The sequence below is a fragment of the Ruminiclostridium herbifermentans genome (genome assembly GCF_005473905.2).
Taxonomy (GTDB): Bacteria; Bacillota; Clostridia; order Acetivibrionales; family DSM-1351; genus Ruminiclostridium; species Ruminiclostridium herbifermentans.
This window is the reverse complement of sequence record NZ_CP061336.1, coordinates 4,409,907-4,427,081: the sequence shown is the minus strand read 5'-3', so window position 1 is coordinate 4,427,081 and position 17,175 is coordinate 4,409,907. Positions and strand designations below refer to the sequence as shown.

General features: G+C 32.8%; 13 protein-coding genes and 1 other RNA gene. 12 read left to right on the top strand and 2 right to left on the bottom strand.

The window, feature by feature from the left end:
• Positions 1–121: 121 nt before the first annotated feature.
• From EHE19_RS17920 to nagZ, 4 genes are all read left to right on the top strand, one after another.
• Positions 122–841, top strand: a complete 720-nt coding sequence (locus EHE19_RS17920) for a thioesterase II family protein (RefSeq protein ID WP_137697461.1) — start codon at positions 122–124, stop codon at positions 839–841.
• Positions 842–1,092: 251 nt separating this feature from the next.
• Positions 1,093–2,439, top strand: coding sequence for an ATP-grasp domain-containing protein (locus tag EHE19_RS17915; RefSeq protein WP_137697460.1), 1,347 nt, complete (start codon positions 1,093–1,095; stop codon positions 2,437–2,439).
• A gap of 124 nt (positions 2,440–2,563) precedes the next feature.
• A complete protein-coding gene (locus EHE19_RS17910) occupies positions 2,564–2,812 on the top strand; it encodes an acyl carrier protein (protein WP_171003558.1) in 249 nt (82 codons plus the stop codon).
• A 215-nt stretch (positions 2,813–3,027) separates the two neighbouring features.
• Complete coding sequence (gene nagZ, locus EHE19_RS17905) at positions 3,028–4,347, top strand: beta-N-acetylhexosaminidase (RefSeq protein ID WP_137697458.1); 1,320 nt, start codon at positions 3,028–3,030, stop codon at positions 4,345–4,347.
• Positions 4,348–4,373: 26 nt separating this feature from the next.
• Here nagZ and EHE19_RS17900 read toward each other — a convergent pair whose 3' ends face one another.
• A complete protein-coding gene (locus tag EHE19_RS17900; RefSeq protein WP_137697457.1) occupies positions 4,374–4,739 on the bottom strand; it encodes an ArsR/SmtB family transcription factor in 366 nt (121 codons plus the stop codon).
• Positions 4,740–5,243: 504 nt separating this feature from the next.
• Here EHE19_RS17900 and EHE19_RS17895 point away from each other — a divergent pair.
• The 5 genes from EHE19_RS17895 (at position 5,244) to recR (ending at position 10,227) form a co-directional block, all read left to right on the top strand.
• Complete coding sequence (locus EHE19_RS17895) at positions 5,244–6,053, top strand: sporulation peptidase YabG (RefSeq protein WP_137697456.1); 810 nt, start codon at positions 5,244–5,246, stop codon at positions 6,051–6,053.
• A gap of 814 nt (positions 6,054–6,867) precedes the next feature.
• An RNA gene (gene ffs / locus EHE19_RS17890) (signal recognition particle sRNA large type) lies at positions 6,868–7,131 on the top strand.
• Positions 7,132–7,427: 296 nt separating this feature from the next.
• Positions 7,428–9,098, top strand: coding sequence for a DNA polymerase III subunit gamma/tau (gene dnaX / locus EHE19_RS17885; protein WP_137697455.1), 1,671 nt, complete (start codon positions 7,428–7,430; stop codon positions 9,096–9,098).
• Positions 9,099–9,206: 108 nt separating this feature from the next.
• On the top strand, positions 9,207–9,569 hold the full coding sequence (locus tag EHE19_RS17880; RefSeq protein WP_137697454.1) for a YbaB/EbfC family nucleoid-associated protein: 363 nt from the start codon (positions 9,207–9,209) through the stop codon (positions 9,567–9,569).
• A gap of 58 nt (positions 9,570–9,627) precedes the next feature.
• Positions 9,628–10,227 (top strand): recombination mediator RecR, encoded by a 600-nt coding sequence (gene recR, locus EHE19_RS17875; protein WP_137697453.1) that lies wholly within the window; start codon positions 9,628–9,630, stop codon positions 10,225–10,227.
• A gap of 890 nt (positions 10,228–11,117) precedes the next feature.
• On the opposite strand, the gene EHE19_RS17870 is transcribed toward recR, so the two are convergent.
• Positions 11,118–11,462, bottom strand: a complete 345-nt coding sequence (locus EHE19_RS17870; RefSeq protein WP_137697452.1) for an HIT family protein — start codon at positions 11,460–11,462, stop codon at positions 11,118–11,120.
• Positions 11,463–11,905: 443 nt separating this feature from the next.
• Between EHE19_RS17870 and EHE19_RS17865 the strand changes: the two genes are divergently transcribed.
• The 3 genes from EHE19_RS17865 to EHE19_RS17855 all read left to right on the top strand — a co-directional run bounded on the left by EHE19_RS17865 (position 11,906) and on the right by EHE19_RS17855 (position 16,983).
• Positions 11,906–12,307 carry a hypothetical protein gene (locus tag EHE19_RS17865; protein ID WP_137697451.1) on the top strand — a complete coding sequence of 134 codons (402 nt, stop codon included), beginning with the start codon at positions 11,906–11,908 and terminating at the stop codon, positions 12,305–12,307.
• Between the two features lie 683 nt (positions 12,308–12,990).
• Entirely contained in the window at positions 12,991–14,940 is a 1,950-nt protein-coding gene (locus EHE19_RS17860; protein ID WP_244648281.1) for an endonuclease MutS2, read from the top strand.
• 399 nt (positions 14,941–15,339) lie between these two features.
• On the top strand, positions 15,340–16,983 hold the full coding sequence (locus EHE19_RS17855; RefSeq protein WP_137697450.1) for a putative manganese-dependent inorganic diphosphatase: 1,644 nt from the start codon (positions 15,340–15,342) through the stop codon (positions 16,981–16,983).
• Positions 16,984–17,175 lie beyond the last annotated feature (192 nt).

Genomic DNA, 17,175 nt, shown 5'->3' with positions numbered 1-17,175 from the left:
AAGTGTTTTTTGCCCGTGCTGAGGAGATTATCTAGAAAGAATGTGGATATAGGCGATATAAATTAGCGTACCTCCACTAGCTTGACCATATTTTGAGCCGAAAGTTGGCGTGGAGATTTGTATGAACAAGATAAAACTTTTTTGCCTCCCTTATGCAGGAGGTTCCTCATTGGTATACAAAAAGTGGGAGAACTATTTAGACAATTCTATAAAGTTAAATATGCTTGAACTAGCTGGAAGAGGCAGCAGAAGTAAGGAGCCATACTATAACAGCATGGAAGAGGCTGTGGAAGATATTTTTAGTATTGTGAAAGCAAATACTGATGATAACGAATACGCTATATTTGGTCACAGCATGGGTACTATTTTAGCATATAAGCTGGCTGCAAAAATTAAGGATAGCAATATGAAGCAGCCGCTTCACCTTTTTATTTCGGGAAGATATCCTCCAAACATTAAGAAAGAAGAAAGAAATATTTATTTACTGCCAGAGGAAGAGTTCATACAGGAAGTTAAGAGCAGAGGGGGTCTTCCAGAAAAACTATTTCGATATGAGGCATTACTTCAAAAGGCTATTGAAACCTTAAGAGCTGATTTTAAAATACTTGAAACTGGGGGCTATCAGCCAATAATAAAAAAAGTGGACTGCAATATATCTGTTTTATCAGGTAAAGAGGATTCACTATCAGAAGAATTTGATATAAGTATGTGGCGAGAATATACAGAAAAAGAATGTAGCTTTTATGTATTTGAAGGAGGACATTTTTATATACATAATAATGCTGAAGGTATTGTAAATATAATAAATAAAACTCTGATGCGTGAGAAAGCTAATTCCTGAACTATTAGGCTATAAAAATTCTTCAACTTCTGCGGTTTAATTAATAGATGTAGGAGACCTTATCAAATGAAAAAAATAGATGACTACTTAAAATAAGGTAGTTTACTTAGAAACTAATCATTTGATATTCTCCTACATCGATAGATTTATGCTGGAAAGCTGATTAAACATAGTTTAAAAGCAATTAAATGAGAGGGGGAAGAGAAGTTTTTATAGGAGCATAAGTTCCTAATAAAGACTTTCTCATTTATATGGACAAGGAATTCAATTTAATTCAATATTTAACTACACAAAGGAGCAAAGGAGTTATAATTTGGCTTTGTAATATAGGTGCTGAAAAGTATTGGAGTAATATTAGCACAGGAGTTGTTGACAGAAGTGAGGATGTTATAGTAAATAGAATCGAAGAAATGAACCTTCTTATTTGTAGAGAACAGGATGTAATTATTTTAAGAAAAAGTCCGGATAAAGAATATTTGGATATGCTCAAAAAAATGGGATATTCAATACCAAGGATACTAACACCTAAGAATGCTGATTTACTAACTCCAATTTCAGAACTTGTACGGAATGATATAGAACTTATTGAAGAACTTAAGAATATAGCTTCTCAAACGGAGGACGTATTTTTTTCACCATATGCTGTAACATATATGGAGGAAAAGATAGCTGAAATGGCCGGATTGAAGATGCTTGGTGCCCGTTCACAAATTGGAGCAAAGGTTAATGATAAGATTTTTAACAGAAAAATATCTGAAGAACTAGGTTTTAAAGTATGCCAAGGTAAAGTGTGCTGTTCTATTGATGAAATTCGTGAAGAATACGAAAAATTAACAAATAGCCCGCCATATTTCAAAAAAGTTATCATAAAAGAGCCTAATGGAGCATCGGGCAAAGGTTTGTATGTAATATCTGATAAAGATAAGCTTGAATCCAATTTGCGTGTAATTGCACGTTTTGCACGGAAGAGAGCCGATGCTAAATGGCTTGTTGAAGGTTGGTACGACAAAAAAGCTGATTTGAATTATCAGATTTATATATCACCAAATGGAACAGTGGATGTATTTTCAATTAAACAACAGCTATTAAATGATACAGTATATATAGGTTCAAAAATACCGCCCGATTTAGATGAGGAGATTTTGAATTCTTACAAACAGTATGGTGAAAAAATAGGTAAATATCTATTTGGAATAGGATATACAGGGGTTGCTGGAATTGATTCAATTATTACCACCGACGATGTGATTATACCAATTATAGAGATAAATGGAAGGTTTACGCTGTCTACATATATTTCATTCCTTAATAATCAGATAAAGGATGTAAAAATATTATCAAGGTATTTTAGATTGATTTCCGAAAAACCTGTGAGCCATGTAGATTTAATTAAAGAAATAGATAAAAAAGGGATTTTGTTAGAACCAGGGGGAAGAGAAGGCGCTTTTGTATATACTTCGGGAACGTTACCTACAGTATTGCCAGAAGGCCAAGATAAGTATATTGGCAGGGTTTTTGCTTTTATTGCCTCTGATAGCTGGGACAGAATTGAAGAATATAGTTCAATATTAGATGATATTATTCAAAGTGTAACATAGATGAATACACTTTCTTTCCTAAATTTCAGGAGTTTATGAGATAACTCACATTTATCTCTAAGAACAGTGTTTATAAATTTAAAATGTATTAAGAATTAGTAGTGGCCATATGGGAGGGTTATATATGGATATAAGCAAGGACAAAATAGTAGAAATTTTTTCTAAAACAGTGGGTGCTGATATATCAGAATTTGCTGATTTAAAAGTTACAGATGACCTCAGAGACTGGGGGCTTGATTCTTTAAAAAGCATAGATGTTATTGTTGCTATAGAAGAGGAATATGATATTGCTATTGAAGACTATGATTTGTTGTTAGATAACTTTAATACAGTAGAAAAAATGATTAAGTTAATTGAAAAGTATGTGCAATAAGCAGTTTTGAGAGAAAAATTGTAAAATTTCTATTATAGATTACTTATAACAAGTTTACATACTGCAAAAGATACTTACTAATCAGATTAATAATGCGCTAGAATTTATTTGCTCAGTTGAAGTTGGCTATAATTGTATTGACTTCTTTATATATTGACTTCAACAAAGCAAATGTATAGCATTAATACATAAGGCATAGGATTTTTGGAGGAACAATGAGAAAGCAAAGGAATAGATATTTTACTTTAGTATTAGCCTTAAGTGTAATGCTGCTGCTGATATATTTTTTTGCGGTTTATTTTGCAAACGGAATTGATAAACAGAATAGTAGAGCAGATATATCTCAATCAAATACAAGCAATAGTTTAGAGACTAGTTTGCCAATAGGGAAAAGTACATTGCCAGATATTGAAGAACCAGCGAACGATAGTAGTTCATTTGATTCGAATAACTCTATTGCAGAGCAAGTAAAAAATTTGAGCTTAGATGAGAAGATTGGCCAATTAGTTATTGTTGGCGTTGATGGATATTTTAATAATGAAAATTCTAGGCAGCTAATAGAAAAGTATCATGTAGGAGGATTTATTTTTTTTAAAAGGAATATACAGAATTCTGATCAAATGTTATCTCTCTTGAATTCTTTAAAAGAAACTAATGCAGTAAATAAGCTTCCGTTATTTTTATCTATTGATGAAGAGGGCGGGCGCATTTCCAGAATGCCAGATGAATTTCTAAAACTTCCATCAAACCAGAAAATTGGAGAGCACGATAATGAATTCATTTCGTATCAGATTGGAACCATACTTGGAGAACAACTAAAAATGTATGGATTTAATATGGATTTTGCGCCAGTGCTTGATATTAACAGCAACCCTAAAAATCCTGTAATAGGTGACAGGTCATTTGGCAGCGAACCCAATATTGTCACTAAGCTTGGTATACAAACAATGATGGGGCTGCAAGAACAGAACATAATTTCGGTTGTTAAACATTTTCCTGGACATGGAGATACTTCAGAAGATTCGCACAAAAGCCTGCCTGTGGTAAATAGTGATTTAAATAGACTAAATAGCTTTGAATTAATTCCATTTAATGCTGCTATAGAAAACAATGCAGAGGTAATAATGGTTGCTCATATTCTGCTTCCAAAGATAGATGCTGAAAATCCGGCATCTTTATCAGAGACAATAATTACTGAACTTTTACGTAAAAACATGAATTTTAATGGTGTGGTTATAACCGATGATTTTACTATGGGAGCTATTGAAAAAAATTATGAAATAGGCAAAGCAGCAGTAAAGTCCATTCAAGCAGGCTGCGATATAGTTTTGGTTTGTCATGATTTTCACAAGCAGGAAACAGTTATTAAAGCTATAAAGGATGCCGTTTTAAATGGTCAAATATCAATAGAAAGAATTAATCAAAGTATAGAAAGAATAATTAGATTAAAGCATAAATATAGGATTTCTGATATGCCTGTTAAAACAGTTGACCCTCAAAGTATTAATAAAAAAATTATGCAAGTATTACAATGATGGTTTATAAATGCTGCATTAATGGACTATTCACCAATATGCTCTAGCCCTTGGGCAATAATAGTTACTACATGTGAGTCTGCTAGAGAATAAAACATTGTTTTACCTTCACGCCTATATTTTACCAGCTTAGCCTGCTTTAATACACGTAATTGATGGGAAATAGCTGATTGTCCCATATTAAGAAGCTGAGCAATGTCACAAACACACATTTCTGATTGAAACAAGACATATAGTATTTTTATTCTTGTGGAATCACCAAAAACCTTAAACAATTCCGCTAAGTCGTATAACTGAGTATCGTCAGGCATACGGCTTAATACTTGCTCTACTATGTCTTTGTGAATGCATAGAAAATCACATTTTTCAATTTCTTTCCCATCTTTCTTCATATATTATCTACATTCCTTTCGCTGTGCTAAATAGCACAAGAGTTATAGAATAATTAAACAACCTCTTTAAAATAACAACCAAGCATCCCATTTATCTAAGCTGTACTCGTGCGCTATGATAAGCCATAAGTAGTTTATTTGTGAACTTAAGTTCAAAATAAATTGGTTCAACTAGTTAAATTACCTAACTGTAATAATTGTCATTCATAATAATTACTATTCATAATAATGGTTATTTAATTAAATAGTATAATCAAATTATACATGAACAAATATTCACGTGTATAGTATACCCATAAAATTGTCTTTGTCAATAAATTACTTAATTTTCTTATTTAAACAGAGCAAATCGGTCTTTTTAAGCTAAATATATTATATTAATAAATTAGATAGGTTTCATATTATTACAATAAAATAACAAATTTACTATAAATAATAAAACAATTCCCAAATGAAATTTGGTTGCATATTATGCACTATAAAGGTGATTTTGGAGTGATTTTTGTGACCAAATTTAACGTTGGAGATATTGTAATTAGAAAGTCTTACGGTGGTGACCTTCTCTTTAAGGTAGTAAACATAAAATATGACTGTAATGGTTCTGACTGTTATGTGTTAAGAGGACTATCATCACGAATTGAAGCAGACTCAACTGCTGATGACTTAGTGAGGCAGGATTCTAGAGCTGCTTATTCAAAAGCATATGATGAACTTAGAATGGCTAAAATAGCAATTGAAGGTACTGTACCTGTATTTAGAAATTTTATAAGAAGAATAAGAAAAAGACCGGGAAAGATTTTGCATATTGACTCAGCTGAGGACTTTATGGTTCAATGTATGGATTTCTATAGGCAAAGTGGTATAAAATGCTATGGAAAATTAGTAAGTGAAAGCAAGCAACCTTCCTTTGTAAGACAATTTTTATATGCATATAGACCGGATATATTGGTTATTACTGGACATGACGGCTTGAAGAAAGGAGCAAAAAATATTTATCAATTAGATAGTTACGCTAACTCATCGTACTTTATTGAAGCTGTTAAAATAGCAAGAGCATATCAGCCTAATCCAGATAAGCTATGTATTTTTGCGGGGGCATGTCAATCTTATTATGAAGCAATAATGGACGCAGGTGCAAATTTTGCAAGTTCTCCGAAAAGGGTGCTCATAAACGCATTAGATCCTGCAATTGTTGCACAAAAAATATCTACAACTGATAGTTCAAGGATACTACCACCGAAATCTGTAATTTCTTTAACTATAACAGGAAGTAATGGAATAGGCGGTAGAGAGACAAGAGGTCAAATGAAGTAATACAAAGACATTCTTTAATGAATTTGTAAAAAAGTAACGAAAATACATTTTAAATGTGGTGTTCTAATTATAAGTAACACTGATCTATTTTTTGATGACAAGATGAGTATAACTCCGCTAATCAAACTTAAACAAAATTGATTGTATTATAAGTTATTATGACACACTGCTACTTATGATAAATAAAAAATGCTCGGCATACAGCCGAGCATTTTTAGGGGGTTAAAATGTATTTTGTGGGGTCAGTTATAGTTTTAACTTATTTGTTCTGGCTTATACATTTTTTATAAATAATAAAATTTTATTAAGTTATAGATATTCACGAAAACAAAAAAATGGATATTTAAATGAGGCTTATGAGCATAATAATATTGGTGCAGCAATTGCCAGATGGATCTATGTATGAATAGCTAGTTTATAGTAAATTTTATGTAATATATATTAATTTACAAGTACAAATTGTTTTGTTTACAGATCAATAATAAATTATTAATAATAAATTAATAATTGTTATATAATTTTAACACAATTTATAGGAAATAGTGGTATACTATAATAGTAAAGCCATTACGCTTTTTCATTTTGTTCCTCCTTTAAACATATTTAATTTGATTTTATTTTTGATTGAGCACCTAATTATCAGGAATTATTATATTTTATATACTGAGGTGCTTTTTTTCTGTCTAAAGGCAATTAGAATAAAAATGGAAGAATGGTTAAAAATAACATCGTAATTAGTATTGATATGCAATTTGTTTTAGGTTATAATGTGTAAGTACTTTAGATATTTAATGTTTTTTACGCCAATTTTTGGTCGTACTAGACGGGGAGGTAGCGGTGCCCTGTACCTGCAATCCGCTATAGCAGGGTTGAATTCCTGTTTTAGGTTTAAATATGTGGTGTTTGCCCTTTACAAGTGGCAATGAAAATTGGGTCTTGCGCAACAGAAATCTGTGAACCCCGTCAGGTCCGGAAGGAAGCAGCGGTAAGCGGTAATTTCTGTGTGCCGCTAGAATGCCTGGTTAGAGTTAACTATAAAGGTAACGGCTATATATTTATATCGACAATGGGTGTACGGCCATTAAAATATTAATATAATACAAGCCTGTTCATATGAACAGGCTTGTATTATATTAATATTTTAGGAATATGCAGATTATAGTTTAAGTGTAAGGTTGTAGGATAATTTAACTTAACAATTAGAGATTTAAATATCGGATTCTTATGATTACTCAATGGTTGAATTTTGAGAATATATAGATTGGACATTGATATCTGGAATTTTCCTATGAGAAGATTATATTTATTATGATTAAAATTTATTAGAATTAAAATTTATTATGGTTATAATTATTAAAAGGAAGGGATGGAGATATGTCTTATACCGCACTGTACAGAAAATGGAGACCTCTTGTATTTGAAGATGTAGTTGAGCAGGAGCATGTGGTAAAAACAATTAAAAATACTGTTATGTCAGGACGTATTGGACATGCATACCTTTTTTGCGGAACAAGGGGTACTGGAAAAACAACTATGGCAAAAATATTTGCTCGTGCAATAAATTGTTTGAACCCAAAGGATGGGAACCCTTGTAATGAATGTGAGATATGCAAAGGCATACTTAGCGATTCTATTTTGGACGTAGTTGAAATAGATGCTGCTTCAAATAATAGCGTTGATAATGTTAGAGAAATTAGGGATGAGGTTGTTTATGCACCATCACAGGCAAAATATAAAGTATACATAATAGATGAGGTTCATATGCTTTCATCTGGTGCCTTCAATGCTCTTCTAAAAACCTTAGAAGAACCACCGGAACATGTGAAATTTATATTGGCAACTACTGACCCACACAAACTTCCTGCTACAATATTATCTAGATGCCAAAGGTTTGACTTTAAAAAGATTACACCAAGCAGCATAGCTCAGAGAGTTAAAATGGTTGCTAATGCCACAGATATACAGATTGAAGAGGAAGCAGCATTATTGATAGCCAGATTAGCTGATGGGGCTTTAAGAGATGCTTTAAGTATATTAGATCAGTGCATTGCTGTTGGAGATAAAATAATAACCCATCAAAAGGTGCTTGATGCTGTAGGGATTGTAAGTGATGACTTTATTGCAGAAATAGTAGATAGCATAAAGGATAGAAATACCGAGGGCTTAGTTAATGGTGTAGAGAGGCTTTCTTCAAGTGGCCGAGATATTTTAAGGTTTGCATCTGATTTGGTAATGTACTTTAGAAATCTTCTAATGTGCAAACTGAGTAATAAACCTAACGACATACTGGATGTTAGTAAGCAGTATCTTGATAGAATGATGCTGCAAGCTGAGGCATTTTCAAAAGACCAGATAATAGGAATAATTAAGGAACTTTCTTCATTCGAACCACAGCTGAAGTATGCCTTAAATCAAAGGGTGTTCCTTGAAGTAATGTTAATTTCAATTAGCATCGGAAATTATGGTCAAAGTGCTGATAACAGCGACTTGGTGGACAGGATATCAGACTTGGAAAACAAAATAAGAAATGGTGCTTTTTTATCAAATAGCGTTAGTTCCGCAAATACAGAGCAGCAAAAAGGCTATGGAGGAAATTCTTTTGATACTGTGAAGCCAAATCAAAAAGGCAATTCAGCATTACATGCGGAAGGAACTAGCACTAAAAGTAAAAGCGCAGATTATTCTCAGTTAGAGGTTTGGGGAGAGGTACTTTTAGAATTGAAATCCAGAGGAAGAATGAGGCTTTTGACTTATCTTGCAGAAACAAAAGCAGTTGCTGCTGATGAATCAACTGTTATGGTGGTATTCCCGGAAAATGTGTGTTCGCTCAAAAGCTGTGTAACAAAACCAGAAGATATTCAAATTTTAGAAGAGCTACTTAGCGAAAAGCTATCACAACAGATTAGAGTGAAGGTTGTTGACGAAGAGACGCTGGAAAGTTTACTCCCATTTAAGGCTTCTACAAAGAAGGACACACAGAAAGATGAGTTGATAGAGTTTTCTGGCAGTAAGTTGAATGAACACCTTGATATAATAGACGAATAAGATATAATATTATAAGATACGTTTAGAGGTAAGAATCTCTTTGAACCTAATTTAATAAAATAGAAAATAGAATATAAAATATTTTTAGAATAATAGGAGGAAGAAAACATGGCAAGAGGTGGATTTCCAGGAGGCGGTTTTGGAGGAGGCTTCGGTGGTGGAAACCTAAATAATTTGATGAAGCAAGCTCAAAAGATGCAAAAGGATATGGAAAGAGCTCAACAGGAGTTGGAAAACAAAACTGTTGAGGTTTCTGTTGGAGGCGGAGCAGTAAATATTATTGCAACTGGCAAAAAGGAAATAAAGGAAATAACAATTAAACCTGAGGTTGTTGACCCAGATGATGTTGAAATGCTTCAGGATTTAATATTGAGCGCTGTAAATGAAGCCCTTAGAAAAGCTGATGAGTTAAAGGAATCAGAGATGGGGAAAATAACTGGCGGATTAGGTGGAATGTCAGGATTATTTTAAGTAGTAAAATAGATTCTAAAGAGTATTTTAAAAGCTTAGGGAAAGTTGAGTTATTAAAATGGATTATTATGCAGTTCCTATTGCAAAGCTGGTGGAGGAGTTTCAGAAACTACCCGGTATTGGTCATAAGTCAGCTCAAAGGCTGGCTTTCCATATTATTAATTTGCCTAACGAGAAGGTACAAGGGCTGGCAAATTCAATATTAGAAGCAAAGCAAAAAACAAAGTATTGTTCGGTATGCAGCAATCTTACGGATGTTGATCCCTGTTCTCTTTGCAGCAGTACCTCGAGGGATAAATCTTTAATCTGTGTTGTACAAGATGCCAGAGATGTAGTTGCAATGGAGCGCACTCGGGAATTCAAAGGCTTGTATCATGTTTTGCAAGGGGCTATTTCACCTATGCAGGGTATTGGCCCCGGTGATATACGTATAAAGGAATTATTAAAAAGGCTTGGAGACGGAGAGGTTAAAGAAGTCATTCTTGCAACAAACCCAAATGTTGAAGGTGAAGCCACTGCAATGTATATTTCCAAGCTAATAAAGCCACTAGGTATCAAAGCAACCAGAATTGCTCATGGTATTCCTGTAGGTGGTGATTTGGAATATGCAGATGAGGTTACACTGGCTAAAGCAATTGAGGGAAGACGGGAGATATAGGGATATACAGCGACTTGTATTACCAAAATAAACATATATCATTTTTCAAATTAAGCATTAAAGTTGTATCAAAGTACATGGTTTTAAGGAGGCGAAAGCCTTTCTTTCTACCATGTTTTTTATTGAAAAGATCTAATGGAAAACAATCATTTATAAGGCGAAAGCCTTTAAAGATCAATGGATGGAAAGACTAAATGGAAAAGAAAAATGGATAAGAAATACTATTAATCCTTGATTCATAATCCTTAATTCTGATAAAACTTTATTTACATTTCAGTAGGATTAATGCCTAAGATTTAAGAGAAAAGTGAATAGAATTGAGAATGGATGATAAAATGGATAGAAATATGGAGTGGCTTAATTAGGGGCTTGTGGGGAGAATTATGATAAATGTTTATTTGTATGCTGAAAAAGGTTTATTTGGGGAATACACGACTTTCTTACGATAATAAAGTTTTACCACATGCAAAAAAGTTTAGATAGCAGAAAAAAAGTTTAATCAGGAGCCAAAGGGAAATTGCAAAGTAAAAATTCATGGATATTTACTTATGAAATATGCAATTGAACTATGGCTTTTTGTTATATTACCTAGATGTCTCGCATAATGAACTTGTTAAAGAGTAATATGCTATTTTTTCTTTTCATTCTGTCTAACAAAATACAAGATGAAAACTATTGCACCAACTCTTGTAACCATTGTAACGGCTATCAAAAGCAATATATAAAATATCCATTTACCTATCTTAATTAAGAATTTCAATACCAACTGTAATCAAATAAAAACTCCACTTTTCATTTGGAATAAAATAATATTTGTATTATATCAAAATAATTTTTGACTATAAAGTACACGAATCAAAGAATAAGAAAGATTTGTTACTGATGTAAATTTATTCTATATTAGAATCATAGATTACATGGCAGTGCAGATGCTGAACCTGTTGGAATGACCCCAAATACATTTCCACCTTACATGCTCCCTTTTGATTAATAATTTCTTCTGAAGCAATTCTAATGGCAGACAAGATTTCTAACTTAAGTTGGCTATCGGAATCAGATAAATCAAATATTGTAGGTATGTGCTTTTTGGAAATTATTATAATATGAACCTCAGCATATGGCTTGGTGGCATGAAATGCTAAAACATTATCAGATTCATAGACTATTTTCAACATATCTCTTTCATAAGACATATTGGACACTAATTTACAGAAAGGACATTCTTGTTCATTCATTATCTAATTCCTCCATTTAATAAATATTTCAGTTATACAAAAAAATATGAACTCTATTTAGTTTCAGTTTTATAGTATCAATACTTTTACGTATAATCAAATAAAAATATAAACCTAAAAAGATACAAAAATTCGGTATACAGGTGTATTATAACAGATTTAAGATAAGCGGAATATTGGGAGTATATTTGAGTGATAAATTGCATGCAGCATAAGGATGATAATTGTCCTACACGCAGTTGATGATACCCTGATGAGTAATTCCGCTGGGATTTTATATTTAAGAGGATTCAAACGGCTAAGGATTTTATTACGATATAAGTTGTTGTTTTCAAACATAATTCACCTTATATATGAGTGGTTAATCAAATGAGTTTACTTAAATAAATAAGTTAAACTAAGACCATTATGTTTTGAATATTTAAAATAAGGGGAAAAGTACTATGATAAAGAGAGTTGACATTTTAAGTATTGATAAGAATCAAATTGTGAAGCTAAATGAAAAGGGCCCAGATGTATATAGCTTTTATGTTAATTTATCCGTAAATCCAAGTCCAGAATGGAAGAATTGTTTTAGAAATGAGTGGGAAAAACAACAGAATAACTTGATGATTCCTGAAGTGCTTTCAACTTCTGCAAGAATACAGATTTTGTTTAAGCTTGGAGAGAAACTTCAAACATATATAAATGAATTGATAATAGTGGTTGATAAATGCAATGATTTTGTTTGGCAATGTGACGTCGAAAAAGCAAAAAGGATAGCTGAAATGAAAAAAAAGGAAGCTGATAAACTTAAGAATATTGAAGACTTAAAAAAAGAATTACAGGCGGTTACACTTAATTAAAAGGATAAAAGAGATTTTTAGGATATAATCCAATTGGAAATATATTGACTGTATTATTGGTATATGATAATTTAAGAATATAGCAAATTTATTTGCAAAAGATTTAAACTGACAATATGAAAAAATAAAAACTGAAAAAATTAAAGTATATAGCCCCTAGAAAATTTAATAGAAATATTTAAGGGCTAGAACTTGAATAATAATTGCTTTTTAGAAAGGAAGGCTTTGATGTCGGTAAGTGTTGTAATGGTGATTTTCAACTAAATATAGTTGGAGAGAACATAATTAGTAAAATAAGTAAATGCTGTTTACTATTGACATAAGCAATTTTGACATGCAAAATTGTCTTATTTGTGTTCTCAAAAAGACATTACCTTACAAACTGCTTGAAAACCTTTCGGATTATATTGCTTAAATACCGGAACTATTAGTGTATGGCGCGGCATGTTTGATGTCGGGCTTTTTTGTTTAGCAAAAGGCAATTTTTATATCTGATAAACCCGCAGGAGCATTCTGCCTTTATAGGTAAGGGATGTCTTATCCTGCGGGTTTTTTGCGTTAGCTATGCATGTTTAGCAATACCTAGTAAGTAACCAATAGTTATACACTATAAAATTCAATAGGAGGTGAAAGTCCATGTTAAGTGTATATTTATTTACAGTAAGTAAGACATGGACGAAAATATGAAGAATATTAAGAGGATGTACGAAAATTTAGAATTTGATAAGGTACTTGAAATACTTGAGGAACAGGCTTTGTCAGATGAAACTAAAATTAGGATAAAAAAGCTAGAACCCTATCTTTCTGAAGCTGAAGTTTTGAGACATTTGTCTGAGACGACAGAGGCAAAGCTAATAATAGAGCATTATGGGAATCCGCCACTGTCAGCTATGAAGGATTTGAAGAAATCATTGTCTCTAATTGGAAAAGGAACGTTTCTTATGCCGGAGCAACTAGAAGGTATCGCACAGTTCCTTATAGCATGCAGAAGATTAAAGGCATACTTAAAAAATGCAGAAGGTTCTTTTGCAGCAGTAGCTCTATATGGGAACTCAATATATACTATGACAGAGGTTGAAGAAGAAATAAGTCAAGCAGTACGAGGGTCTCAACTAGATGACAAAGCTTCACCATTACTATCAAGTATAAGAAGGAGAATTGAAAACTCTGAAATGCAGATAAAGTCAAAATTAGACTCTCTTCTGAGAAACAATAAAAATTGGTTTTCCGAAGGCTTTGTAGCTGTTCGCAACGGACATTACACTTTGCCTGTTAAAAGAGAATATAAAAACAATATCTCAGGGACGGTAATTGATATTTCTCAAAGTGGAAGTACATGCTTTATTGAACCGTCAGCTGTAAGAAAGCTGCAGGAGGAGATGTCATTATTACACATTGAAGAGGAAAATGAGGTAAGGCGTATACTATTTGCATTAACAGCCCTTGTAGAAGAAAATTTGCCATTTATAAATATTAATATTGAAACTATGGAGAGTCTAGATTTTGTATTTGCTAAAGCTAAGCTAAGTTTAGCCATGAAAGCAGCTAGTATTCCAGTTTCATCCCAAAGAAAAATTAAGATAAAATCGGGAAGGCATCCTCTGCTAAAGGCTGATAAAGTTGTACCTCTTGACTTTTATATTGGAGGTGATATACAGGGGGTAGTTATTACTGGACCAAATACTGGAGGGAAAACAGTTGCACTTAAAACCATTGGACTATTGTCATTGATGGCACAAAGCGGGCTGCATGTACCAGCAGAAGATGGTTATTTTACAATGAATAATTATGTGCTTTGTGATATTGGAGATGGACAAAGTATTACAGAGAATTTGTCAACCTTTTCATCTCACATTACAAATATAATTGAGATACTGAAAGTAGCAAATGAAGAATCTTTAGTTTTATTAGATGAACTAGGCTCAGGTACAGATCCGGCAGAAGGAATGGGGTTGGCAATTGCTATATTAGAAGAACTTACTAATAAAAAATGCCTTTTTGTAACAACAACACATTACCCTGAGATAAAGGATTATGCGAAATCAGTGGATGGGTTGATTAATGCAAGAATGGCTTTTGACCGTCAGAATTTGATGCCGCTATACAAACTTGAAGTAGGGGAAGCAGGAGAAAGCTGTGCACTATATATAGCTAAACGATTGGGGTTGCCTCAAAGAATGATTGATAGAGCCAGTCTTGCTGCGTATGGTAATAAATCAAGAAAAGGCTGTAATAATACTTCAGGCTATTCTGAATCAGTACCCAATTTTGATATAGAGTACAGTTCAGCAGCTATACAAAAAATAAAGAAGCAGGAAACAAAGAAAGTTTCTGAAATGCCTCGCAGTATGAAATTTAATATTGGAGATAGTGTTATTGTCTATCCTCAGAAAACAATAGGCATTGTGTATAAAAAAGCTAATGAGAAGGGAGAGATTGGTGTACAGATTAAAAAACAGAAGTTATTAATTAACCACAAAAGACTGAAGCTGCATATACCTGCAAGGGAGCTATATCCTGAGGATTATGATTTTTCCATTATATTTGATACTGTTGCAAACAGAAAAGCAAGGCATAAAATGGAATCTAGACATAACCCCAATTTAGTTATTGAATCAAAAAGTAATGAATAGCGCAGACTAAAGGGGCTGTCGTGAAACAACATTTTCTGTATGCCGATGTCTTATTGAAATAAATAGTAGCAGCCGTGCTTGTTTTGCAATAGCCCCCTATATATAAATTATCTCAAATGCTTGAACTGTAATTGACTTTTATTGCAGACAAGTTGGTATTGTTGTAATATAATACTATTATTAATTCAAATTTTGCACCTTAGAAAGCACCTGTACACGGTGTTAGCAAATTTTCTGCTAAATGTGGTATGTATTTGAGAGATGACTGCTTGTTTTGTTAGAAGAGTTTGAATGAAATAATAATTTCAAAAATGCTTGATATTGAACTTTTTTAATCAAGTATATTAAACTGAAAGGTTTTAGTTGATAATACACAAAAGCACATATGGAGGCATTACTGTGAATGAACTAATTTACATTACAGGTCATAAGAACCCAGATACAGATTCTATTTGTTCTGCTATTGCATATGCAGAGTTAAAAAAGCGACATTCAATAAATGCAGTTCCAATTAGAATCGGAGATATAAATAAAGAAACTGAATTTGTTTTGAAATATTTTGGGGTTGAAGTGCCTGAGTATAAGGAAACAGTTAGGACTCAAGTATCGGACTTAAATATGGACATAATTAATCCTATATCAGAGGATATTTCGGTAAAAGCAGCTTGGAGTATAATGCAAAAGAACAACATAAAGGTATTGCCAGTAGCAGACATAAATGGGAAGCTATTAGGTATAATTACTTTGACGGATATTACCACCAGTTACTTAGATGCTATGGATAATAGAATTTTAGCTGCCAGTAATACTCCTTTAGGGAATATTATTGATACTCTCAATGCAAGACTTATTTGCGGTGATGAAGATAAGTTTAAAGCAAATGGAAAAGTGGTAGTAGCAGCTATGACAGCAAATGAAATGGAACCTTTTGTGGAGAAGGGCGACATTGTTATTCTAGGTAATAGAAAGGATAATCAGATAAAGGCTATTGAAATAGGAGTAAGCTGCATAATATTGACCTGCGGATGCCAGATAGACGATGATGTTGTTAAGCTTGCAAATGAAAATGAATGTATTGTTTTAGAAACAGCTTATGATACCCTGATGGCTGCTAGGTTTATAAACCAAAGCATACCTGTTAGCCATATAATGACTAAAAAACAGTTGGTTTGCTTCAATTTACACGATTTTACTGAGAACATTAAGGACACAATGTTAAAGACCAGATATCGAAGCTATCCTGTTGTTGATGATGATGGGGTTGTAAAAGGTTTTGTTTCAAGATATCATTTAATTTCTCAAAGAAAGAAAAAGGTTATTCTTTTAGATCACAACGAAAAATCACAGACAATAGATGGAATAGAACAAGCAGATATTTTGGAGATAATAGATCATCACAGAATAGGGGATATTCAGACTAACTATCCTATTTATTTCAAGAATGATGCTGTTGGAAGTACAGCCACATTAATAGCTAATATGTATTTTGAAAATGGTCTAAATCCATCAAAGAGTATTGCAGGTATTTTGTGCGCAGCCATTATTTCAGATACCTTGCATTTCAAGTCGCCAACAAGTACTTATGCTGACGAGTTAGCAGCAAATAAGCTTGCCAAAATAGCGGATATACATTTGGAGGAATTTGCAACAGCCTTATATAAAGCAAGTGCATCCTTAGAGGGAATGAGCCCTCAGACAATACTTGAGTATGATTTCAAGGACTTTGTATTTAACAAATATAAAATAGGTATAGGCCAAATAAATTCAAGTGATTCAGAAGCCTTTAAGAAGGTTAAGGACAGCCTTCTTGAACATATGAAGGTTGTGAAGGAAAACAAGGGTTATAGATTGGTACTCTTAATGGTAACGGATATTATTAACGAAGGTTCTGAAATATTGTTTGTTGGCGATGACGGGGCACTTATAGAAAAGGCTTTTAACATTAAGGGAAGTGAAGGGTGTGCATTCCTAAAGGGTGTTGTATCTAGAAAGAAACAGATTATACCAATACTATCAAGTATCATTCAAAGAGAAATGCTATAATTTCGGCTTGTTAAACAATTTTAGATTGAGAAGTAATTTTTGATAGCCCAATGCTTTATAATACAGATTATATTCCTGTTTTTCAGCTGAAATAATTACAGGTGTAGGAGAACTTATCAAATGGTTAAATACTTGCTTAAATAAGCTAGCTTGCTATAAAACAAACCATTGATAATTCTGCTACACCGATAG